The 21,288-nt window shown below is 73.7% G+C and carries 18 protein-coding genes; 10 read left to right on the forward strand and 8 right to left on the reverse strand.

Features of this window, described 5'->3' with window-relative positions:
- Positions 1 to 32: 32 nt before the first annotated feature.
- The 6 genes from cutA to BMX74_RS07680 form a co-directional block, all read right to left on the reverse strand.
- Complete coding sequence (gene cutA / locus BMX74_RS07655; RefSeq protein ID WP_055505867.1) at positions 33 to 2,411, reverse strand: aerobic carbon-monoxide dehydrogenase large subunit; 2,379 nt, start codon at positions 2,409 to 2,411, stop codon at positions 33 to 35.
- On the reverse strand, positions 2,408 to 2,887 hold the full coding sequence (locus tag BMX74_RS07660) for a (2Fe-2S)-binding protein (RefSeq protein WP_055505868.1): 480 nt from the start codon (positions 2,885 to 2,887) through the stop codon (positions 2,408 to 2,410). The genes cutA and BMX74_RS07660 overlap by 4 nt, the downstream gene beginning before the upstream one ends.
- The gene (locus tag BMX74_RS07665) at positions 2,877 to 3,746 is read right to left on the reverse strand and encodes an FAD binding domain-containing protein (RefSeq protein ID WP_091099235.1); all 870 of its coding nucleotides are present in this window, start codon (positions 3,744 to 3,746) and stop codon (positions 2,877 to 2,879) included. The genes BMX74_RS07660 and BMX74_RS07665 overlap by 11 nt, the downstream gene beginning before the upstream one ends.
- Positions 3,743 to 5,158, reverse strand: coding sequence for a uracil-xanthine permease family protein (locus BMX74_RS07670; protein WP_091099236.1), 1,416 nt, complete (start codon positions 5,156 to 5,158; stop codon positions 3,743 to 3,745). Before BMX74_RS07670 ends, BMX74_RS07665 begins: the two co-directional genes overlap by 4 nt.
- 174 nt (positions 5,159 to 5,332) lie before the next feature.
- A complete protein-coding gene (locus tag BMX74_RS07675) occupies positions 5,333 to 5,536 on the reverse strand; it encodes an RNA-binding S4 domain-containing protein (RefSeq protein ID WP_055505871.1) in 204 nt (67 codons plus the stop codon).
- A gap of 9 nt (positions 5,537 to 5,545) precedes the next feature.
- The gene (locus BMX74_RS07680; RefSeq protein ID WP_055505872.1) at positions 5,546 to 7,204 is read right to left on the reverse strand and encodes a PucR family transcriptional regulator; all 1,659 of its coding nucleotides are present in this window, start codon (positions 7,202 to 7,204) and stop codon (positions 5,546 to 5,548) included.
- 133 nt (positions 7,205 to 7,337) lie between these two features.
- Here BMX74_RS07680 and BMX74_RS07685 point away from each other — a divergent pair, with 133 nt between their 5' ends.
- From BMX74_RS07685 to BMX74_RS07720, 8 genes are all read left to right on the forward strand, one after another.
- Positions 7,338 to 8,291 carry an oxamate carbamoyltransferase subunit AllH family protein gene (locus BMX74_RS07685; RefSeq protein ID WP_091099238.1) on the forward strand — a complete coding sequence of 318 codons (954 nt, stop codon included), beginning with the start codon at positions 7,338 to 7,340 and terminating at the stop codon, positions 8,289 to 8,291.
- Between the two features lie 100 nt (positions 8,292 to 8,391).
- Complete coding sequence (locus BMX74_RS07690) at positions 8,392 to 9,750, forward strand: FdrA family protein (RefSeq protein ID WP_256256820.1); 1,359 nt, start codon at positions 8,392 to 8,394, stop codon at positions 9,748 to 9,750.
- On the forward strand, positions 9,747 to 11,135 hold the full coding sequence (locus tag BMX74_RS07695) for a YlbE family protein (protein ID WP_091099241.1): 1,389 nt from the start codon (positions 9,747 to 9,749) through the stop codon (positions 11,133 to 11,135). Before BMX74_RS07690 ends, BMX74_RS07695 begins: the two co-directional genes overlap by 4 nt.
- 143 nt (positions 11,136 to 11,278) lie before the next feature.
- Positions 11,279 to 13,405, forward strand: coding sequence for a serine/threonine-protein kinase (locus BMX74_RS43895; protein WP_177227275.1), 2,127 nt, complete (start codon positions 11,279 to 11,281; stop codon positions 13,403 to 13,405).
- 37 nt (positions 13,406 to 13,442) lie between these two features.
- Positions 13,443 to 14,015, forward strand: coding sequence for a TetR/AcrR family transcriptional regulator (locus BMX74_RS07705; RefSeq protein WP_091099243.1), 573 nt, complete (start codon positions 13,443 to 13,445; stop codon positions 14,013 to 14,015).
- Between the two features lie 186 nt (positions 14,016 to 14,201).
- Entirely contained in the window at positions 14,202 to 15,398 is a 1,197-nt protein-coding gene (locus BMX74_RS07710) for a Cmx/CmrA family chloramphenicol efflux MFS transporter (protein WP_256256821.1), read from the forward strand.
- A gap of 14 nt (positions 15,399 to 15,412) precedes the next feature.
- The gene (locus BMX74_RS07715; protein WP_091099245.1) at positions 15,413 to 16,225 is read left to right on the forward strand and encodes an MOSC domain-containing protein; all 813 of its coding nucleotides are present in this window, start codon (positions 15,413 to 15,415) and stop codon (positions 16,223 to 16,225) included.
- A gap of 103 nt (positions 16,226 to 16,328) precedes the next feature.
- Entirely contained in the window at positions 16,329 to 17,597 is a 1,269-nt protein-coding gene (locus BMX74_RS07720) for an MFS transporter (protein ID WP_256256822.1), read from the forward strand.
- A gap of 10 nt (positions 17,598 to 17,607) precedes the next feature.
- Here the strand turns inward: BMX74_RS07720 and BMX74_RS07725 are convergent, their stop codons facing one another.
- Positions 17,608 to 19,173, reverse strand: a complete 1,566-nt coding sequence (locus tag BMX74_RS07725; protein ID WP_256256823.1) for a bifunctional 3'-5' exonuclease/DNA polymerase — start codon at positions 19,171 to 19,173, stop codon at positions 17,608 to 17,610.
- Between the two features lie 20 nt (positions 19,174 to 19,193).
- A complete protein-coding gene (locus tag BMX74_RS07730; RefSeq protein WP_256256842.1) occupies positions 19,194 to 20,423 on the reverse strand; it encodes a metallophosphoesterase family protein in 1,230 nt (409 codons plus the stop codon).
- On the opposite strand from BMX74_RS07730, the gene BMX74_RS45445 reads away from it, so the two are divergent.
- Together BMX74_RS45445 and BMX74_RS07735 are read left to right on the forward strand one after the other, a co-directional pair.
- Positions 20,316 to 20,546 (forward strand): hypothetical protein, encoded by a 231-nt coding sequence (locus BMX74_RS45445; RefSeq protein WP_236714995.1) that lies wholly within the window; start codon positions 20,316 to 20,318, stop codon positions 20,544 to 20,546. The two genes, BMX74_RS07730 and BMX74_RS45445, sit on opposite strands and share 108 nt — an antisense overlap.
- 276 nt (positions 20,547 to 20,822) lie before the next feature.
- Entirely contained in the window at positions 20,823 to 21,224 is a 402-nt protein-coding gene (locus BMX74_RS07735) for a hypothetical protein (protein ID WP_091099247.1), read from the forward strand.
- Positions 21,225 to 21,288 lie beyond the last annotated feature (64 nt).

Here is a 21,288-nt window from a genome sequence, read left to right on the forward strand (position 1 = left end):
CTCGGCCATGCGGAGCCCCGATCATCCCACGGTCAGTCGCCGCCCGGCTCCTGTCCCGCGTGCCGCAGGCGCAGGTGGTACAGCTCCGACGGCGAGAGGGGCATGCGGTCGATGGGGAAGCCCTCGGCGTCCTCGACGGCCGACGCGATGACCGCCGAGACGGGGATCACCCCCGCCTCGCCCGCGCCCTTGATCCCGAGCGGGTTCAGCGGCGACGGCGTCTCCAGGTGGGCCGTCTCGACGCGCGGGATCTCCGTGGCGTACGGCATGAGGAAGTCCATGAAGGAGGCGTTGACCAGCTGGCCGTGCTCGTCGTACACCATCCGCTCGTACAGGGCGCCGCCGATGCCCTGTGCCACGCCGCCGTGGATCTGCCCCTCCACGATCATGGGGTTGATCAGCCGCCCGCAGTCGTGCACGACGGCGTACCGCAGCACCCTGATCTCCGCCGTGTCCGGGTCGGTCTCGACCACGGCGGCGTGCATGCCCGCCGCGAACGTGGACCTGACCGGCGAGTAGTAGTCGCGCCCCTCCAGCCCCGGCTCGTCGCCCTCGGCCACGGGCGGCCGGTCGGGCGGGGCGGCGCCGGAGAACTGGGTGGCCTTGGCGGTCTCCTCGTCGAAGGCGTACCGCAGCGGGTTGGCCAGCACCGCGACCGTGGACAGCGGGACGGCCGGGCCCGGCGCGCCGACCACCCGCACCTCCCCCTCGACGATCTCCAGGTCGGCGGGGTCGGCCTCCAGCGCGTCGGCGGCGATGCGCAGCGCCTTCTCCCGTACCTTCCTGCAGGCCAGGGCGATGGCGTTGCCGCTCATGACGGCGGCCCTGGAGGCGAACGTGCCCACGGCGTAGCCGAACCTGCGGGTGTCGCCGGTGACGACGCTGACCCGTTCGATCGGCACGCCCAGCTCGGACGCGGCGATCTGCGCGAACGCCGTCTCGTGCCCCTGCCCCTGCGAGGTGAGGCCGGTGGAGACGTGGACGCGGCCGTCGGAGGTGACCTGGACGTGCCCGCCCTCGTACGGGCCCACGCCGGTGCCCTCGACGTAGCAGCCGAGGCCGATGCCGAGACCCGGCCGCCCGACGTGGTCGTCCCAGCCGATCAGCTCCTTGAGCATGCGGAGCATGCGCGGGTAGTCGCCGCTGTCGTAGACGAGGGGGCGGCCGTCCTGGAAGGTCATGCCCTGGTCGTACGGGAACTCGTCGGGCCCGATGAGGTTGGCCGCCCGCACCTCGGCGCGGTCCTTGCCGAGGTGCCGGGCGATCTTGTCCATGGTCCGCTCCATGCAGAACACGCCCTGCGGGCGGCCCGCCCCCCGGTACGGCGTGACCTGCAGGGTGTTGGTGTAGACGGAGCTGAACTCGACCCGGTACGCCCCGATCTTGTACGGCCCGAGCAACTGGGTGGAGGTGACGATGGGCACGATGATCCCGTACGGCGTGTAGGCGCCGTGGTCGTGCAGGATCGTCACGTCCAGGCCGAGGACGCGGCCGTCGTCGTCGAAGCCCACCCTGACGTCCTGGATCTGGCCGCGCTCGTGGGCGGAGGCGATGAAGTGCTCCCTGCGGTCCTCGGTCCACTTGACCTCGCGGCCCAGGGTCATGGCCGCCCACGGCACGAGGATCTCCTCCGGCCACGGGTGCACGATCTTCACGCCGAAGCCGCCGCCCACGTCGGGGGCGATGACCTCGACGTTCGGCAGCGGCAGGCCGAGCGCGGCGGCCACCGCCATGCGGACGCTGGTGGAGGTCTGGGTGCTGGAGTGGACGCGCAGGTCGCGGCCGTCCCAGCGGGCGTGGACGCCGCGCCCCTCCAGCGGCGTGCTGGCGCTGCGCTCGATGTGCAGCCGGAAGGCGAGCGTGTGGGGGGCGGCCTCGATCGCCTCCGCGGCGCCGCGGCCGTCGGCGCCGGGCACCTCCTGCACGAGGTGCGCGCCGACGTTGCCCGGCACGTCGTCGTGGACGAGCGCGTCTCCCCGCACGGCCCGCTCCAGGCCGACGACGGGCGTGAGCGGCTCGTAGTCGACCTCGATGAGGGCGCAGGCGTCCTCGGCGGCGTACCTGTCGCTGGCGACGACCATGACGACGGGCTCGCCGACGTGCCTGACGACGTCCCTGGCGAGCGGGTGGGCGGTGCGGCCGTGGGTGAGCGCCGGGTGCGGGATGAGCAGCGGCAGCGGGCGGCCGATCCGTTCCGGCAGGTCCTCCCAGGTGTAGACGGCGACGAGGCCCTCGACGTCGAGCGCCGGGGCGACGTCCACGTCGCGGATGCGGGCGCTGGCGTGCGGCGACCTGACGAACGCGGCGGCGAGCGCGTCGCGGCCCAGGTCGTCGAGGTAGCGGCCCTGGCCGGTGAGCAGCCTGGGGTCCTCGCGGCGGCGTACGGGCTCGCCGAACAGCCGGGTGCTCATCGGCCCTCCTCCGCGATCAGCTCGGCGGCCCGGTGGACGGCCTTGACGATGTTCTGGTAGCCGGTGCAGCGGCACAGGTTGCCGGAGATCCCCTCGACGACCTCCTCCTCGGTGGGCGAGGGGTTGTCGCGCAGCAGCGCGGTGACGGTGCACAGGAAGCCAGGCGTGCAGAAGCCGCACTGCAGCGCGTGGCACTCGCCGAACGCCCGCTGCACGGGCGACATCCCGCCGGGCCCGGCGAGCCCCTCGACGGTGGTGATCTCGCGGCCGTCGACGCTCACGGCGAACGTCAGGCAGGAGCGCACCGGCTCGCCGTCGAGCAGGACCGTGCAGCAGCCGCACACGCCGTGCTCGCAGCCCACGTGGGTGCCGGTCAGCCCCAGGTCGTGGCGCAGGCAGTCCGACAGCAGCCTCCGGGCGGGCACCCGCACCCTTCGGGCGGCGCCGTTCACCACGAGCGTGATCTCATGCTCCACCTGCGGCCTCCTTTGACGCCCGCTCGGCGAGACCCGCGGCCTCCTTCAGCGCCCGCTCGGCGAGCACCGCCACCAGGTGGCGGCGGTAGGCGGCGGTCGCGTGGATGTCGTCCTCGGGCTCGACCCGGCGGCTGAGCGCCGCGGCGGCGAGCGCCCAGTCCCCGGCGCCGGCCCCGGTCAGGTCGGCGACGACGGGAGCGGGGCCGACGCCGACGCAGGCGACCCTGGCGGCGGCGACGCCGCCGTCCTCGCCCAGGGTGACGACGGCGCACACCCCGGCCAGGGCGTAGTCGCCGTGCCTCCTCGCCACCTCGTGGAAGGCGTGGCCGGTGCGCTCGTCCAGGGCGGGGAAGAACGCCGAGACCGCCAGCTCGTCCGGCCCGGCCGCCGACTCCATGGGGCCGACGAAGAACTCGTGCGCGGGGACGTCCCTGACCTGCCCGCGGGCGCCGTCCCAGCGGGCCAGGCGGACCGAGCCGCCGAGGACGGCGAGCACGGCGGGCAGCTCGGCCGCCGGGTCGGCGTGGACGAGGCTGCCGACGACGGTGCCGCGGTTGCGGATGACCGGGTGGGCGACCAGCCGCAGCGCCCGGGTGAGCAGGGGGTGGCCGCCCTCGCGCTCGGCCCGCGCGTGGGTGACGGCGGCGCCGACCCGCACCCCTTCCCGGGTGCGCTCCAGCGCGTCGAGGGACGCGACGCGGGTGATGTCCACCAGGTGGGCGGGCGCGGCCAGCCGCATGTTCAGCATCGGGATCAGGCTCTGACCGCCGGCCAGCACCTTGCCGCGCACCCCGGCGAGGATCCGCAGGGCCTCGTCGAGGTCGCGGGGAGCGTGGTACTCGAACGGCGGCGGCTTCACCCGGTGGCACTCCCTTCCGCCGGTCTGAGCGTGCGCCCGGCGATCGCCCGCAGGAGGTGGTAGCCGGCCACCACCACGATCGTGCCGAGGGCGATGCCCTGCAGGACGAACCCCCCGGCGATCACGTGCGTGACGGGGCCGATGGCCAGGATGATGCCCGCGCCGGTCGGGACCATGTTGACGGGGTCGGCGAAGTCCACCCGGTTCTCGATCCAGATCTTCGCGCCGAGCAGGCCGATCATGCCGTACAGGATGACGGTGACGCCGCCGAGCACGCCGCCCGGCGTGGCCGCGACGAGCGCGCCGAACTTGGGGCACAGGCCGAACAGGATCGCGATGACGGCCGCGATGTAGTACGCCGCCGTGGAGTAGACCCGGGTGGCGGCCATGACGCCGATGTTCTCCGCGTACGTCGTGGTGGGCGAGCCGCCGACGGCGCTCGCCACCACGGTGGCCACGCCGTCAGCGACGACCGCCCTGCCCACGTACGGGTCGACGTCGGCGCGGGTCATCTCGCCGACCGCCTTGACGTGGCCGATGTTCTCGGCCACCAGCGCGATGACGGCAGGCAGCACCAGCAGCACGGCCGAGGTCCTGATGTCGGGGGCGTGGAAGTTCGGGATGCCGAACCAGGGCGCGCTGTCGACCGTGCCGAGGTTGACGCGGTCGTGGGGGAACGCGGTGGCCACGCAGTACGTGCCCTCCTTGGGGCAGACCGCCCCTGCGGCGTCGCGCAGGTTCTGCCCCGGCAGGACGGAGGTGATCGGCCCGGCCGTCCTGTCGAGCACCCACGACAGCACGAACCCGAAGACGAGCCCCACGAGGACGGCGACGCGCCCGATGAAGCCCTTGAAGACGACCATCACGAGGAACGTGACGACCATCGTGATGAGCGCCACCCACTGGTCCTGCGGCCAGTAGGTGCCGGCCACGACGAAGGCCAGGCCGAAGCCGATGAGCATGACGACCGCGCCGGTGACGACGGGCGGGAAGATCCGGTGGATGATCTGCACGCCGAGGACGTGGATGGCCACGCCGACCAGCGCCAGCACCAGGCCGGCCACGAGGATGGCGCCCGTCACGATCGCGTCGGCCCCTGCCGTGTCGCCTCCGGCGATCGCCCTGATGGCGTAGACGCCGCCGACGAACGACGCGCTCGTGCCGAGGTAGCTCGGGATCCTCCCCTTGACGATCAGCAGGAACAGGATCGTCGCGACGCCCGACATCATGACGGCCACGTTGGGGTCGAGCCCCATGACGAGGGGGAAGACGAACGTGGCGCCGAACATGGCGATCACGTGCTGGGCGCCGAACCCGACCATGCGCGGCCAGGTCAGCCGCTCGTCGGGCCTGACGACCTCTCCAGGGGCCAGATGCTTGCCGTCACCGTGTCTGGTCCAACCCACACCCATCGAAAGCCCCTCTTCGCCCGGGCCGGCGGCGCTGCTCGTTCCGTTGCGGGCACATTAGGCCCGGCGCATCGCGCCTTCACGGGCATGATCTGCCAAATCTGTTCCCCAGACCAGGGAGAACTCGCGCACTCCTGGACATCACCTGTGTGAATTCCTCACAAAGGCCCCGGGCGGTCACCTCACGTTGATGGAGAACCCCTCGCCCGTGACCACCTGACCTGACCGGATCTTGGCGGTCTTGCGCAGCTCCACCTCGCCGTCGACGAGCACCATGCCCTCGGCGATCAGCATCTTGGCCATGCCGCCTGTCTCGGTGACCCCGCAGTACTTCAGCAGGTCGCACAGCGGGATGTAGTCGGAGCGCAGTTCGAAGTCCACGGGCCAAGCCTAGATGCCGCGCATCCGCAGGACGTGCAGGGCCAGCGTCAGGTTGAGCCGCAGGTGCGGGTCGCCGGTGAAGTTGCCGAGGATCCGCTCCAGCTTGCCGATGCGGTAGCGCAGGGTGTTGTAGTGGAAGTGCAGCCGCCTCGCGGTCTCGGCCACGTTGAGGTTGGTCTCCAGCAGCGCCTGCAGGGTGCGCCTGAGGTCGGCGTTCTCGGCGTCGTCGTCGGAGGCGAGCGGGCCGAGCGTCTCCCGGACGAACGCGTGCAGCTCCCCGGTGTCGTTCACCAGCGACAGCAGGCGGTAGACGCCGAGCTGGTCGAAGTGCGCGACCGCGCCGGGGCCGTGGAGCTGCCGCCCGACCCTGGCGGCCTTCAGCGCCTGCGAGTACGCCTCCGGCAGCGTGTCCGCCCCGGTGCTCGGCCTGGACGTCCCCGTGGAGAACGTGGCGGGCGGCAGGTCGGCGAACGCGGCGGCGGCGTCCCTCGCGACCCTGGAGGCGTCGGCGCCCGCGTCGATGACGGCGACCACCTCGTGCGAGAAGCCCGCCACGGCGCCCCGCGGGTCGTGCCTGCGGATGGCGGCGGTCCAGCAGGACACCAGGCGGTCCTGGGCGCTGCGCTCGTCGCCGTCGGGGTCGAGCTCGGCGACGACGACGGTCACGGGCCTGGCGAGGTCCCAGCCGAAGGCGCGCGCCCGCGCGGTGACCCGCTCCGGCGTGCCCGCCCGCCCGGTGAGGACGTCGCGCAGGAAGTCGGCCCGGTACTTGCTCTCGACGGCGTTGACCGCGTCCTGCCGGGTGATGACCAGGGCGGCGACGGTCGCGGCACGTTCCAGGATGCCGACGTCGCTGTCGCCGATGGCCGACGACGGGCTGTAGGCGACGATCCGCCCGTGGTGGTGGCCGCCCGCCAGCACCGGCACGGAGGCGAAGGGCCTGCCTCGCCCGGACGCGGCGGCCGGCGGCCCGGACCGGGCGGGACCGGCGGCGGGACCGGCGGCTGGGCCGGGCGGCAGGACGGGCGGTCCCTCCCTGGCGATCGACACGCGCAGCGCGGCGACCTGGTCGGGCGCCCCCGCCGTGGCCAGGACGCGGCCGGAGCCGTCGACGGCCGCCACGGCCACGTCGAGGAGCTGCGCGACCTCGGCCGTGACCTCGTTGAGCCCGCCTCCGGCCAGCACGACGTGCACCAGCGCCCGGTGCGCCTCCTCGGCCCTGGCCAGCACCCCGGCCTGCCGGTTGAGTATGTCCGTCAGGACCTGGTTGAGAATGTCGTCGAAACCGACGTCGTTCGGCAGGAGGATGAGCGGGAAGCCCAGCCGGTCGGCCTGTTCCACCATCTCGGCCGGCAGCTCGTCCACGTACCTGCCGAGCTTGATGGCGAGCGCCGCGAGGCCGCGCTCGTCCAGGTCGGCCACCAGGCGGCCGAGCGACTGCGGGGTGTTGCGCAGCGGGTAGCCGGTGGTGAGCAGCAGTTCGTGCGGCTTCACCCAGGCGAGGACGTCCGGCACCTCCATGACGTTGAGCCGCTGCACGATCCGGCCGAGGCCGCTCTCGCCCGCGATCAGCTTCGCTCCGGCCAGCGTCGAGACGCCGAGCACCTCCCCCACGGACACGCCGTGAATGATCGTTCCAGTGCTGGCGAGACGCACGGGGGGCTTCATGGGGTGATTGTTAACCCAGAAGCCGTCTGTCAGGAAGAGCCAACCTTCCCGCGCACTGTTGGCAAATTTCTCCGTACGGAGGGTTCGCCGCCCGTTCTACGGTCAGGAACCAAGGTCGGCAGGGGGAGGTCCGGTGACGGTCGGCACGCACGCTCGGCGGCTGAGAGCCGGGGCGAGGACCGGGCCGGGCCTCGGGCCGCGAGTCACCGTCACGGGCGCCGCGAGCACGGCGGTGCGGCCGCTCCTCGAAGGGCCGAGGCGGCCGGCCCGCGTGCTCGCCGCCTTCCCGTCCGCCGTGTACCTGGAGGTCAGGACGGAGCTGGAGCCGTCCGTCCTCGCGGTCGTCACGGGTGAGGCGGCCAGGCTGCCCAACGCGGCGCTGCTGTCGGCGCCGCTGCCCGACCTGGCGGTCGGCGAGGACGCGTCGGCCGGCGACGGGACGGTGCGGATCGGCCGGCTGACCCTGCGGGTGCGCCGCTGGTGGGACCCGGCCCCGCCGCTCGGCCCTGTCGATCCCGCCCTGCTGGCGCAGGCCGCGCCGCTGCTCGACCCGTGGGAGCACGGGGTGCCGGGCGGCGAGACGGCCGACGGGCTCGCGCGCTCCCCCGCCTCGGGTCAGGGCCTTCCCGGGCTGGCGGGGAACGAGGCGGTCGGGCTGCTGGCGGCGAGCTGCGCGTCCGGCTGGCTGCTCGGCGCGGTGACGGCGGCCGAACAACTGGTCGGGCTGGGTCCCGGGCTGACGCCGAGCGGCGACGACGTCCTCGCGGGACTGCTCGTGACGCTGCGGCAGCTCGGCGCGGCGGCGGGCGTGGAGCCCGCCGTGCGGCTCGCGGGGTGGCTGGCGGCGGCGGTGACGTTCGACGCGCGGACCCGTACGACGCCGCTGTCGGCGACGCTGCTGCACTGCGCGGCGAGGGGCGAGGCGGGACCCGAGGTGATCGGGGTGCTGCGGGGCGTCGCCGGGCGGCAGCCGCTGGAGCCCGCGCTGCGGCGGCTGCGCCGGCTCGGCCACACGTCGGGCGCGGACCTCACGCAGGGCATGGCCATCGGCCTGGCGTCGGTGCGCGCGCTGCGAGGCGCGGCATGACCGATCTGGTGCTCGTTCTGGGGGCGCGGCATGACCGATCTGGTGCTCGTGCTGGGAGGCGCGGCGTGACCGCCGTGGTGATCGTCCTGGGAGGTGTGGTGTGACCGATCTGGTGCTCGTGCGCAAGGGCGCCTACCACGACTCGGTCAGCCTCATGCGGGTCAGCCGCGCGCTCGGCGAGCTGCCCGGGATGGAGGCGGCCATGGTCGCCATGGCGACGGAGCTGAACGTGTCCGTCGTGCGGGAGATGGGGTTCGAGGTCCCGGCGACGGAGCCGGGCGACCTGCTGGTGGCGCTGCGCGGGCGCGACCCCGGGACGGCGGCCGGGGAGCTGGACCGCAGGCTGGCGGAGCTGGGCGGGCGGCGCGGCGCGGGCGGGGGCGGCCGGGCGGAGGACCCGCCGCTCACGACGCGGTCGGCGGCGGCGCGCGGCCACGCGGACCTGGTGCTGGTGTCGGTGCCGGGCGAGCACGCCTTCTGCGAGGCCGTGGACGCCGTCGAGGCCGGCCTGCCCGTGATGGTCTTCAGCGACGGCGTGCCGCTGCGGCTGGAGCGCCGGCTGAAGGAGCTGGGCGAGGAGCGCGGCGTGCTGGTCATGGGGCCCGACTGCGGCACGGCCGTCATCGCGGGGGTCGGCCTGGGCTTCGCGAACGTGCTGCGTCCAGGGCCGGTCGGCGTGGTGGCGGCGTCCGGCACGGGCGCTCAGCAGGTGACGTCGCTGCTCGACTGGGCGGGCACGGGCGTCAGCCACGTGCTCGGCGTCGGAGGCAGGGACCTGTCGGCCGAGGTGGGCGGGCTGTCCACGCTGCGGGCGCTGCGCATGCTGGACGACGACCCCGCCACGGAGCTGGTGGTGCTCGTGTCGAAGCCGCCCGCGCCCGGGGTGGCGGCGCGGGTGCGGGAGGCCGTGGCGGCGATGCGCACGCCGGTGGTGGAGGCGTTCCTCGACGAGGGCGACCTGACGGGGGCGGCCGAGGCGGCGCTGCGCGCGCTGGGACGGCCCGTGCCCGGCTGGCCCTGCTGGGACGTCCCGGCCGGGCGCGGACGGCCGGGCGGCGGGACCCTCAGAGGCCTGTACTCGGGGGGCACGCTCAAGGCGGAGGCGGAGCTGGTCACCGGGCTCTCAGGGACGTTCGTGGACTACGGCGACGACGCCTACACCCGGGGCAGGCCGCACCCCATGATCGATCCGACGCTCCGGCTCGACGCGCTGTCCCGCGTCGCCCCCGGCGACGTCGTGCTCATGGACGTCGTCCTCGGCCACGGCGCCGACCCCGACCCTGCCGCCGCGCTCGCGCCCGCCGTGGCCCGTGTCCCGGGGCCGGTCGTGGTCGCGCTGGTCGGCACCGCGTCCGACCCGCAGGACCTGCGCCGGCAGGCCGCCGCCTTCCAGGAGGCGGGCGCCGCCGTCTTCCTCTCCAACGCCCAGGCCGCCAGACACGCCAGGAGCCTGTCATGAGCCTCCTCGACGCGCCGCCGCACGTCATCACCGTCGGGACCAGCCTGCTCGACGACGCGCTCGCCGCCCAGGCCGTGCCCACCACGCCGGTGGCCTGGCGCCCGCCGCTGCCCGGCGCAGCGCGGGCGCTGGCCACGGTGCTGGCCGACCCGCGCAGGGCCGCGGCCAACGCCGAGGCGGTCCGCAGGCTGACGTCGGCGCGGCCGTACCTGGTGGGCGTGCGCAGGGCGGCGGAGGTGCTGCCCGAGCGGACGTTCCTGCACGCCGGGCCGCCCATCACCTGGGAGCGGGCGTCCGGGCCGATGCGCGGCGCGCTGATCGGCGCGATGCTGCTGGAAGGGCTGGCCTCCGGCGAGGAGGAGGCCGTGCGGCGGCTGGAGCGGGGCGAGGTCGAGCTGCGGCCCTGCCACGAGCACGGCGCGGTCGGGCCGATGGCGGGCGTGGTGTGCCCGTCGATGTGGCTGTTCGAGGTGCGCGACGAGGAGCACGGCGGCACCGCGTTCTGCTCGCTCAACGAGGGCCTGGGCAAGGTGCTGCGCTACGGCGCGTACGGGCCGGAGGTGCTGGAGCGGCTGCGCTGGATGGACGAGGTGCTCGGCCCGGTGCTGGCGCGGGCGCTGGCCCGCACCGGCCCGATCGACCTGCGGGCGCTCGTCGCGCAGGCCCTCCAGATGGGCGACGAGCTGCACAACCGCAACCGCGCGGCGACGTCGCTGCTGCTGCGCGAGCTGGCCCCGGCGGTGGTGGAGGCGGCGCCCGGCCAGGCGGCGCGCGTGCTGCGCTTCGTCATCGGCAACGACCACTTCTTCCTCAACGCCGGCATGGCGGCGGCGAAGGCGAGCACCGACGCGGCCCGCGGCGTGCCCGGCTCGTCGCTGGTCGTCGCCATGGCGAGGAACGGCACGGACTTCGGCGTGCAGGTGTCGGGGCTGGAGGGCCGCTGGTTCACGGGGCCCGCAGGGGTGCCGGACGGGCTGTACCTCGGCGCGTACGGGCCGCAGGACGCCAACCCCGACATCGGCGACTCGACGATCACGGAGACGTCGGGGCTCGGCGGGTTCGCGATGGCGGCGGCGCCCGCCATCGTGCGTTTCGTGGGCGGCGAGGTCGAGGACGCGTTCGCGGCCACCCGCTCCATGTACGAGATCACGCTGGCGGAGCATCCGGCGTACCAGATTCCCGGGCTCGGGTTCCGCGGCACGCCGGTGGGGATCGACGTCGCGCTGGTGGCGAGAACGGGCGTGCTGCCCGTCGTGAACACCGGCATCGCGGGGCGCGTGGCCGGAACGGGGCAGGTCGGAGCGGGCCTGGTCAGGCCGCCCGCGGAGGCGTTCGTCAAGGCGCTGCTGGCGCTCGCGGATTCAGTAAGTGATCCATTTGAATAGCGCCGTATCAGCAGGTCATGGTGCATGGTAAAGGACGATCGACTTCCAATTTCCATTGTTCTGCCTATATCGTGGCGAACCTCAATAATCTGCAAGTAGCGTCGTGACGCACGTGACGGATGAGGCTGGATGGGGGCGGGACAATGGCAGCCGACCGCTTGCTCAGCGGACCCGGCCACGCAGGGGAGGCCCAGCAGAGCCAGGGCCGGCTGATCGGCCGGCGGTACCGGCTGATGTCGCCGGTCGGCAGGGGCGGCATGGGCATGGTCTGGCACGCGCACGACGTGCTGCTCGACAGGGACGTCGCGGTCAAGGAGCTGATCCTGCCGTTCGGCCTCGACCACGCCGGCAAGCAGGCGGCGCACCGGCGCATGCTGCGCGAGGCCCGGTCGGCGGCGCGGCTCACGCACCCCGGCATCGTGACCGTCCACGACGTGGTCGAGGAGGACGGCCGGCCCTGGATCGTCATGGAGCTCGTCCGGGCCTGGTCGCTGGAGCAGGCCCTGCGGCAGAGCGGGCCGCTGCCGGTGATCCAGGTGGCCGAGATCGGCATCAGGGTGCTCGACGCACTCAGGCACGCGCACGCCGCCGGCATCCTGCACCGCGACGTCAAACCGGGCAACGTGCTGCTCACCGCCGACCGCGTGGTGCTCACCGACTTCGGCATCGCCGCCATCGAGGGCGACGTGACGATCACGCAGACCGGGCTGCTCATGGGCTCGCCCGCGTACGTGCCGCCCGAGCGGCTGTCCGGGCAGGCCATCACCCACGCGGCCGACCTCTGGTCGTTCGGCGCCACGCTGTACGCCGCCGTCGAGGGACGGCCGCCGTACGAGGGGCCCGACGCGATCGCGGTGCTCGGCGCGGTGCTCACGCAGGAGCCGGTCAGGCCGCAGCGGGCTGGGGCGCTGCTGCCGGTCATCGAGGGGCTGCTGCGCAAGAACCCGGCGGAGCGGCTGACCGCCGCGCAGGTGAGCGAGCTGCTGGAGCAGGTGCTGAGCGCCCACGGCTCGATGCGGCCGCGGCTCCAGGAGACGCCGGCGGGGCAGGCGGGGCCGGGTGCTCCGGGGCCGGTTCCCGACGCGATGCTGCCGCCGTTCGACACGCCGTCGGGGCCGATGCCGTCACGCATCATCGAGACCCCGTCGGGCCCGGTCAGGATCCCGTACGACCCGCTCGACGGCCCGTCGGGCGGCCACGACCCCCTGGGCGGCCCTCCCGGCGCCCGAGCCGGGGCGTACGACCCGCTCGGCGGCCCGTCAGGCGCTCAGGCAGGGACGTACGACCCGCTCGGCAGCCCCTCGGCAGGGGTGCGCACCGACCGGATCCCGGCGCCCGACCTGTTCGGCGGCCCGTCGGGGCCGCAGCGCATGGAGACGCCGTCCAGCCCGTACGACGACGACCTCGACGACCCGCCCGGCGCCAGGCGGCCCCAGCCGATCCTGCCGCTGACCAGCGACAGCAAGGCGCTGGCCGACCGGCCGTGGCCCCTCGCGTCGGCCGACGACCTGCGCGACCAGGAGCGGGACCTCTCGCAAGAGATCGGCCGCAGCCGCCTGGCCGCGCTGCCCGGCACGGCGCCGCGCCACGACCAGCCCGCGCCCGGCCAGCCCCGCACCGGCAGGAGCAGGCGCCGCGCCGAGGACTCCGGCGGCGCGTGGCTGCGTGACGGGCGACCCACCCCCCTCCTGATCGCGAGCGGCCTGGCCGCGGTCGCCGCCGTGGCGGGCGCGGCGGTCGTGTTCCTGTCAGGAGGCTCCGGCGAGCCAGGACCCGGTGCCGCGTCACAGGCCACGGCGGCGGAGACCGCGACGGCCGCCGCGAAGCCGTCGCCGGTGCCCGACGGGTACAAGGAGCACACGCAGCCGGGCTTCGCGGCGGCCGTCCCCGCGGGCTGGAAGGCGTCGGCGTCGGGCGGCGAGGCGACGTTCACCGGCCCGAAGGACTCCGGCATCAGGATCGTCGTCCAGCCCGCCTCGCCCCAGGCCGACGGCGGGGTGGCGGAGCTGACCCGCAGGGAGGCGGACGGCGGCGTCGAGGGCTACATCCAGGTGCAGCTCCAGGGCACGCGCTACCGCGGCTGGAAGGCCGCCGACTGGGAGTACACCTACACGACCTCGCAGGGCGTGCCGATGCACGCGCTGACCCGGTACGTCACGGTGGACGACAGGACGGCGTTCACGATCACGTTCGACATGCCGGAGCTGAAGTGGGACGACCAGGCGCAGGCCCGCAAGGTCTTCCTGGACACGTTCCGCCAGACGCAGTGAATTGCACTGATCGTTCCAAAACTGCTAGCGTCGGGGCATGGCGCGACCCAGGCAGTTCGACGAGGACCGCGCGGTCGAGGCGGCCATGCGCGCGTTCTGGGCGGCCGGCTACGAGGCCACCTCGACCCAGGACCTGTGCGCGGCCACCGGCCTCGGCCGCAGCAGCGTCTACAACACCTTCGACAGCAAGCGCGACCTGTTCGGCAGGGCGCTGCGCCGCTACATGGAGCAGAAGAACGCCGGGCTGGCCGAGCTGATGGAGTCGGACCTCCCGGTCAGGGAGAAGATGCGCACCCTGCTGTGGTACGCGGTCGAGCCCGACCCGGGCGACCCGGCCGGGTGCCTGGTCGTCAACACGCTGGTCGAGCTCGGGCCGCGCGACCCCGAGATCGCCGAGGTGCTGCGCCGCGACACGGAGGCGCGGCTGCGGCTGCTGCGCGCCGCGTTCGAGAGGGGGCGGGCGCGCGGCGAGATCGGCGCGGACAGGGACCCGGTCGCGCTGGCCCAGTTCGTCATCGCGACGGTCAGCGGCATGCGGGTGGCGCGGCGCGGCGGCGCGGACCGCGAAGCCCTTGAGGCGATCGCCTCAACCGCCCTCACCGCCCTCTAGCCACTCCCGGCCCAACCCTTCCGCCCCTCCATCCCTTACGGACCCTTTGACCACTAAAGCCCCTCAGCCACTCTTGCCGCTCTAGCCCTTCCGCTCCGCCCCCGCCCCCCTCCAGCCCTTTCACGCCCTTCCCCGCTTCTCCATGCCCTTGTTTTGAACCGATTGATCTAAAACTAGAGGAGACCCATGATGCCGCCTGCCGTGTACGTCCTCGGGCTGGCGATCTTCGCCCAGGGCACGTCCGAGCTCATGCTCGCGGGACTGGTCCCGGAGATGGCCGCCGACCTGCACGTCTCCATCCCGGAGGCGGGCCTGCTGATCTCGGCGTTCGCGATCGGCATGCTGGTCGGCGCGCCCGTGCTCGCCGCCGCCACCCTGCGCCTGCCACGCCGCACCGCGCTGCTCTCCTTCATGGCGGTCTTCGCGCTCTCGCACGTCGCGGGCGCCCTGACGTCCAGCTACGCCGTCGTGTTCGCCACCCGCGTCGTCGGCGCCTTCGTGTACGCCGGGTTCTGGGCCGTGGCCGCGGCCACCGCGATCGGCCTGGTGCCCGTCACCGCCAGGGCCAGGGCCATGAGCGTCGTCGCGGGCGGGCTCACCGTGGCCACCATCGTCGGGCTGTCGGCCGGCACGTTCATCGGGCAGCACCTGGGCTGGCGGGCGGCGTTCTGGGCGGTGGCCGCGCTGTCGGCGCTGGCCGCGGCCGGAGTGCTCGCCACGATCCCCGGCGGACGCCCCGAGGGGGACTCCCCGAGCCTCGCGGGCGAACTGCGCGCGCTGGCCGACGCCAGGCTGTGGCTGTCCTGCCTGATGACCGCGCTGGCCACGTCCGCCCTGCTGGTGTCGTTCAGCTACCTCAGCGCGATGCTCGTCGAGACCACCGGCCTGGACGCCGCCTGGGTCCCCGCCGTCCTCGGCCTGTACGGCGTCGGCGCGCTGGCCGGCATCACCGTCGGCGGCCGGGTCGCCGACGCCCGCCCCTTCCCCCTGCTGTACGCCGGCGTCGCCGGGCTCGTCGTCACCTCGGCGGCGCTGGCCCTCACCGCCGGGGTCGCCGCGGCGGCCGTGCCGCTCGTCGGGCTGCTCGGCGCGTTCGGCTTCGCCACCAACCCGGCGCTCAACACCCGGGTGTTCGCCCTGGCCAAGGGGGCTCCCACGTTCGCCGCAGCGATGAACGTGGCGTCCTTCAACGTGGGCATCACCGTCGGGCCATGGCTCGGCGGGGCCGCCATCGACGCGGGCCTCGGCTACCCGTCCGTGGCCTGGATCGGGGCGGCGCTCGGCGTCGCCGCCCTCGGCTCGGTGGCCCTGGCGGCGCATGGCCAGGCCCGCGGGGCCTTCCATGCGGGCCCCGGCCGCCCCGAGGCGGCCGGCCGGCCGTGAGGTACGGTCCTCGCATGAGGCTGGCGAGCATCCATTTCTTCCCCGTCAAATCCACCGCCGGGCACGACGTCCAAGAGGCCGAGGTACACCCCTGGGGGCTCGCCGGGGACCGGCGCTACCTCGTCACCGACGAGCGCGGCGAGCTGATCACCGCCCGCGAGCAGCCCCTGTTGCTGTCCTGCGTGGCCGAGCTCGACGGCGACGCCCTCACCCTGACCCGCCCGCACGCGGCGCCGCTGCGCGTCACGCCGGGCACGGGCAGGTCCACGGTCACCGTGTGGGGCACTCCTGTGGAGGTCACCGACTGCGGCGACGACGCCGCCGCGTGGCTGTCGGCGCTGCTCGGCCGCCCGGCCCGCCTGCACTGGCTGGACGACCCGACCCGCCGCCCGGTCAACCCGGTGTACGGCCGGCCCGAGGACCGCGTGAGCCTGGCCGACGGCTACCCGCTGCTGCTGGCGTCCGCCACGTCGCTGGCGCTGCTCAACGAATGGGTGGCGCAGACGGCCGCCGAGCACGGCGAGGAGGCGCCGGCGCCGCTGCCCATGAGCAGGTTCCGTCCGAACGTGGTGGTCGAGGGCGGCGCGGCCTTCGCCGAGGACGAGTGGAAGCGGGTGCGCATCGGCGGGGTGGACTTCCGGGTGACCAAGGGCTGCGACCGCTGCGTGATGACCACGGTCGACACCGCGACGTACCGGAAGGGCAAGGAGCCGATCAGGACGCTGTCCAGGCACCGCAAGTGGGACGGCAAGGTGTGGTTCGGCATCAACCTGATCCCGGACACGCCGGGCCGGATCGCCGTGGGCGACCCCGTGACCGTCCTGTGAGCCGGGGCCGCCCGCCCCACCCAGGAAGAATCTTCAGATAAGCGAGCTTTCCCGATTAAATGACCCTTTGGGGCACTGTTGGGTGTTATGGGAGACTTCACGGGTGACCAGCACCCCCACCGAGCCTGCCCTCCTCCCCACTGACCGCATCCGCTCCATCCAGCGCCGCACCCTCGGCGTCCTGTCGGCCACCCAGATCATGGGAGGCGTGGGGGTCGCCGTGGGGCTGGCGCTCAGCTCCGTCGTCGTGGACGAGCTGTCGGGATCGACGGTCATCAGCGGGTTCGCGGGAACGGCCACGGTGCTCGGCGCGGCACTGCTGGCCCTGCCCGCGGCCAAGGCGTCGGGCAGCGGCGGGCGCAGAGCCGGGCTCGCCCTGGCCTACCTCGCGGCGCTCGCGGGCTGCGTGGTCTCGGTCACCGCGATCAGCCTGGGCTCCTGGCCGCTGCTCCTGGCCGGGCTGGTGCTGGTGGGCGGCGGGAGCGCGGGCGGCCTGGCCGCGCGGTACTCCGCCACCGACCTGTCGCCGCGCGACCACTCGGCCAGGCACCTGTCGCTCGTCGTCTGGGCCTCGACCGTGGGCTCCGTCGCGGGGCCGAACCTCGCCCAGCCCGCCGACGAGCTGGGCAGGAGCCTCGGACTGGCCGACAAGGCCGGTCCGTTCGCGTTCGCCGCGCTGGCCTTCGCCGCGGCCCTCGCGATCGTCATCGCCGGACTGCGTCCCGACCCGCTCAAACTGGCCCGCGAGCTGCACGGCACCGAGGACCGCGGACCCGGACGCAACCGCACGGTCAGGACCGCCTTCCAGACGCTGCGCACCACCCCGATGGCCCGCACGGCACTGGTCATGATCGCGGTGAGCCACACGGCGATGGTGTCGGTCATGTCGATGACCCCCGTCAAGCTCCACCACGACGGCTCGGACCTGAAGGTCATCGGCCTGGTGATCAGCCTGCACATCGCCGGCATGTACGTGCTGTCGCCGGTCGTCGGCTGGCTGGCCGACAAGGCGGGCAAGGTGCCGGTGCTCGTGCTCGGCATGGCCGTGCTGCTCGCGGCCGCCATGCTCGCCGCCACCGCCGGGCACCGGGTCTGGCAGGTCACGGCGGCGCTCGTGCTGCTCGGGATCGGCTGGTCGTGCGGGCTGGTGGCGGGCTCGGCGCTGGTGACGGAGTCGGTGCCGATCGACCGGCGGCCCGCCGTGCAGGGCCTGTCGGACCTGCTCATGAACGTCTGCGGCGCCACCGGCACGATCGTGGCCGGCGCCGTGGTGGGACGGCTGTCGTTCGGCGCGCTCGGGCTGGGCGTGGGCCTCATGGTGACCGCCGCCGGGCTCTGGCTCTCGATCACCTGGCACCGCACCCCAGCCTGACCCCGGGGGCTCACTTCGCGTCGGCGTACGAGGCGACGGCCACTGCCTCCATGGGGATGCGTACCGGCGTGGCCCCGAACAGCAGCCTCGTGGCCTGCGCGGCGGCCGACGCGACCGCCGCACCCACCTCCTCCGCCTGGTCGAGCCCGCAGTGCACCATCACCTCGTCGTGCTGGAAGAACACCAGCGCGGCCCCCTCGGGCAGCAGCCCGCGCAGCACCGCCATCATGGCGAGCGCCCACTCGGCGGCCGTGGCCTGCACCACGAAGTTGCGGGTGAACCTGCCCCTGTCGCGCGCGGCCCGCCCGCCCTCCGGCCCCGACACCAGCTCCTTCCACCGGGACGACGGCGGCGGGCTGGTACGGCCCAGCCACGACCGCACGAGCCGCCCCTCCTCCCCCGCCTTGGCGGCGTCCTCGACGAACTGGTACGCCTTCGGGAAGCGCTGCCGCATGATCGCCAGCAGCTTGGGCGCGTCGCCGCTGGTGCCGCCGTACATGGCCGACAGCATGGCGATCTTGGCGTGGTCGCGGTCGCCGCCGAACGCCTGGGCGAGCGCGGAGTACAGGTCGATCTCGCCCGCCGCCCTGGCCAGCCCGACGTCGCCCGCCATGGCGGCCAGCACCCGGGGCTCCAGCTGGGCGGCGTCGGCGACGACGAGCGTGTGCCCCTCGTCGGCCACCACGACCCTGCGCATCACCTTGGGGATCTGCAGCGCCCCTCCCCCGCTGGTGGCCCACCGGCCCGACACCACGCCGCCCACGACGTACTCGGGGCGGAAGCGCCCGCCGCGCACCCACTGGTCGGCCCATGTCCAGCCGTGGAAGCTGAACAGCCTGGCCAGCTCCTTGTACGCGAGCAGCGGCGCGACGGCCGGATGCTCCACACGCTTCAGCTCCCACGAACGCGTGCTGCTCAGGGACACCCCGGCCTGCTTGAACGCCTTGACGAGCTGCTGCACCGAGTCGGGGTTGACCGGATGCCCGAAGGCGGCGCTCACCTCGTGGGCCAGCGCCTGCAGCTTGGCCGGGCGCATGCCGTGGACCGGCCGCGGGCCGAGCAGCTCGGTCAGCAGGGCGTCGTGGACGTCCTCGCGCCACGGCATGCCGTCGTGGCTCATCTCGGCGGCGATCAGCGCGCCCGCGGACTCGGCGGCGGCCAGGAGGCGGAACCGCCCCGGCTCGGGCAGCGCCTCGATGCGCGCGAGCTGCCCGGCCAGCACCTCGGCCATCTGCTCGGCGCCGAGCGACTCGGGAGGGAACAGGGTGTCGGGCGCGCCGGGCTCGTCGTCGGGCACGGGCAGGCCGTGCAGCCTGGCGTGCGCGGCCCTGGCCGAGCGCGGCTCGCCGAAGCGCCCCTCGCGGGCGAGCAGCAGGGCCTCGGTGAGCGCGACGTCGTGGCAGCGCGACACCCGCACGCCCGCGCGCAGCAGCCCGGGGTAGGTGTCGCGGGTGTCGGCCCACACCCACCGGGGCCGGCGGGCCTCCAGCTCGCGGACGGCGGCCGCCAGGTCGGCCACCCGCCTGGGCCGCTCCCCCACGGGGAGAACCGTGTCTCCCGCCACCACGACATGCACGCCCCCAGGCTGCCAGACGCCTACGACAAGGTGATGCTCACCTCGTCCTCCACGGGGGGCTCCTGTTCCTGGGGGAGGCAGCCGGTGGCGGCGAGGCAGCGCAGCGTCAGCTCCTGCGGGGTGACCGAGATGTGCAGGAACTGCTTGAAGAACGGCGGATGGTCCCAGTCCGACACCTCCGACAGGTGGCGCTGGAACACCTTCTCCACGGGCAGCCGCATCGGCCACGGCCAGGCGCCGAGCAGCCGCGCCGCCCAGCGCATCCTGCGGGTGACCCGTACGGGGCCGTCGAGGGGCCGTACGGGCTGGTTGCCCACCTGCTTGGAGGTGACGCAGGCCGCCTCGTCGGGCGTCAGGTAGATCCACTTCATGCGCAGGCGGCGGGCGTAGAGCTGGCTATAGAAGGACAGCGAGTCGCCGCGCAGCGGGTAGCAGCGGAAGTCGTCCTCGTCCACGCCGGCCACGTCCACCCTGCGGATGGTGTGGGTGGCGTGCATGAACGCCCCGCCTCCGCCGGAGACGACGTACTGGATGACGCGGTCGCCCACCTTGACCGGGTAGCGCTGGTAGTTGTGCACGTCTCCGCCGATGGCGGCGACGTACCGGTGCGCCGGGTCGCGCACGATGTCGTCGATCGTGCCGCCTTCCTCCAGCTCCGACGGCTTGTAGGCGTTGCCGACGTAGATGGGCTTGCCGGTGACGAGGATCTTGGGGCGGGGGTCGAGGGAGACGCGGCGCAGCCAGGCGGTCTGGTCCTTGTCGATGACGTTCCTGATGCCGGTGTCGACGCCGACGATCAGCAGGCTCTCGCTCTCGACCACCCAGTACGACCCCGGCTGCGCGGCCCGCTGCGACGGCTTGCCGCGTAGCTCGCGGGCGGCGGCGAGCCGTGCCTCGTCGATGGTGTCGGGCCTGCGCCACAGCAGCCCGCGCAGCCCGCGGTCGGGCTTCGGCGGCAGGCCCGGCGCGTCGCAGAAGACCCGCATGAAGCCGCTGAGCCCGTCGTACCAGTCGTGGTTGCCGGGGATCGCGTAGATGGGGGCGTCGTAGTCCTTGTACGGACGGAAGAACTTGTCGCCGTACTCGTTTCCCGATCCGGCCGGATAGACGACGTCACTGGCGATGATCGCGAAAGAGGTGCCGTGCCCGGCTTTCAGCATTCCGGGAACGACGGCATATTGCGACGCGTCACCCTCTCCTGTGTCGCCGAGCAGGAGAAAACTGAAATGCCCGCCGAGACGCTGATCGATGCGAAAGTCGGGATCCGCGCCGCGGTCGAGCTGTGCCCGCGCCCACCGCGTCCTCACCGCGCCGGAAGGATCGCCGAACAGCGCGGCGACGACCTCGTTCCTAGACAGCCAAAGAGTGCGTAAATTCAACCAGCTGAATCCTCGGCCATTGGGTCTGAGCTGCGCGAACGTCCCGGTTTCCGAGCAGGCCCAGCCTGCCCCGGCCTTCGAGGTCCTTGATGACTGCCCCTTATGTCCCATTGCGCGTTCGGCCGCCACGTCCACCATGACCACATCTTTACCGCGATCTTCCTCCGGCGCGCACGGAACTCTCCGTACAGCGGGGGACACTGATGGTGCTCCATGGTGTAAGGTCGCCCCCCAAGCAAGCGGTTGCCTATTACCGCGAGGGGAGCTTGCATGGCCCGCAATGGCTCCGACGACGCGACCCGTCCGGGCACCACTCCGGTGGAGGCCGTCGAGGGCCTGCTCGCCTACGCCCAGTCCCGCTGGGGCGGCGGAGGGATCAGAAGGGCGTACGAGGCGGTCGCGCTGAGCCGCGCGATGGCCGAGCGCGATCCCGGCACGTACGGCGTGCTGCTGGCACGCTGCCTGCGCACCACGGCGACGCTCCTGCTGCGCCGCGGGCAGGCCACGGAGGCGCTGCCCATGGCGCAGGAGGCGGTCGCCCTGACCAGGGCCACGGGCGGCGCGCCGCTCGCCGTGTCGCTGTACTGCCTGGTCGAGGCCCTGGAGGCGCTCAACCGCTTCAGCGAGGCCGCCGCCTTCTCGGCCGAGGCCGACCGGCTCGACCCCGGCTGACGCGGCGCCCGACCCCAGCGCCCGACCCCAGCGCCCGAACCCGCCGCGCCCGACCGGCACGACC

The sequence above is a fragment of the Nonomuraea pusilla genome, assembly GCF_900109355.1.
Taxonomy (GTDB): domain Bacteria; phylum Actinomycetota; class Actinomycetes; order Streptosporangiales; family Streptosporangiaceae; genus Nonomuraea; species Nonomuraea pusilla.

Coding starts and splice junctions, on each gene's coding strand:
- cutA (WP_055505867.1), bottom strand. CDS start 2,411: ATGAGCACCCGGCTGTTCGGCGAGCCCGTACGCCGCCGCGAGGACCCC.
- BMX74_RS07670 (WP_091099236.1), bottom strand. CDS start 5,158: ATGGGTGTGGGTTGGACCAGACACGGTGACGGCAAGCATCTGGCCCCT.
- BMX74_RS07680 (WP_055505872.1), bottom strand. CDS start 7,204: ATGAAGCCCCCCGTGCGTCTCGCCAGCACTGGAACGATCATTCACGGC.
- BMX74_RS07695 (WP_091099241.1), top strand. CDS start 9,747: ATGAGCCTCCTCGACGCGCCGCCGCACGTCATCACCGTCGGGACCAGC.
- BMX74_RS43895 (WP_177227275.1), top strand. CDS start 11,279: ATGGCAGCCGACCGCTTGCTCAGCGGACCCGGCCACGCAGGGGAGGCC.
- BMX74_RS07705 (WP_091099243.1), top strand. CDS start 13,443: ATGGCGCGACCCAGGCAGTTCGACGAGGACCGCGCGGTCGAGGCGGCC.
- BMX74_RS07710 (WP_256256821.1), top strand. CDS start 14,202: ATGATGCCGCCTGCCGTGTACGTCCTCGGGCTGGCGATCTTCGCCCAG.
- BMX74_RS07715 (WP_091099245.1), top strand. CDS start 15,413: ATGAGGCTGGCGAGCATCCATTTCTTCCCCGTCAAATCCACCGCCGGG.
- BMX74_RS07735 (WP_091099247.1), top strand. CDS start 20,823: ATGGCCCGCAATGGCTCCGACGACGCGACCCGTCCGGGCACCACTCCG.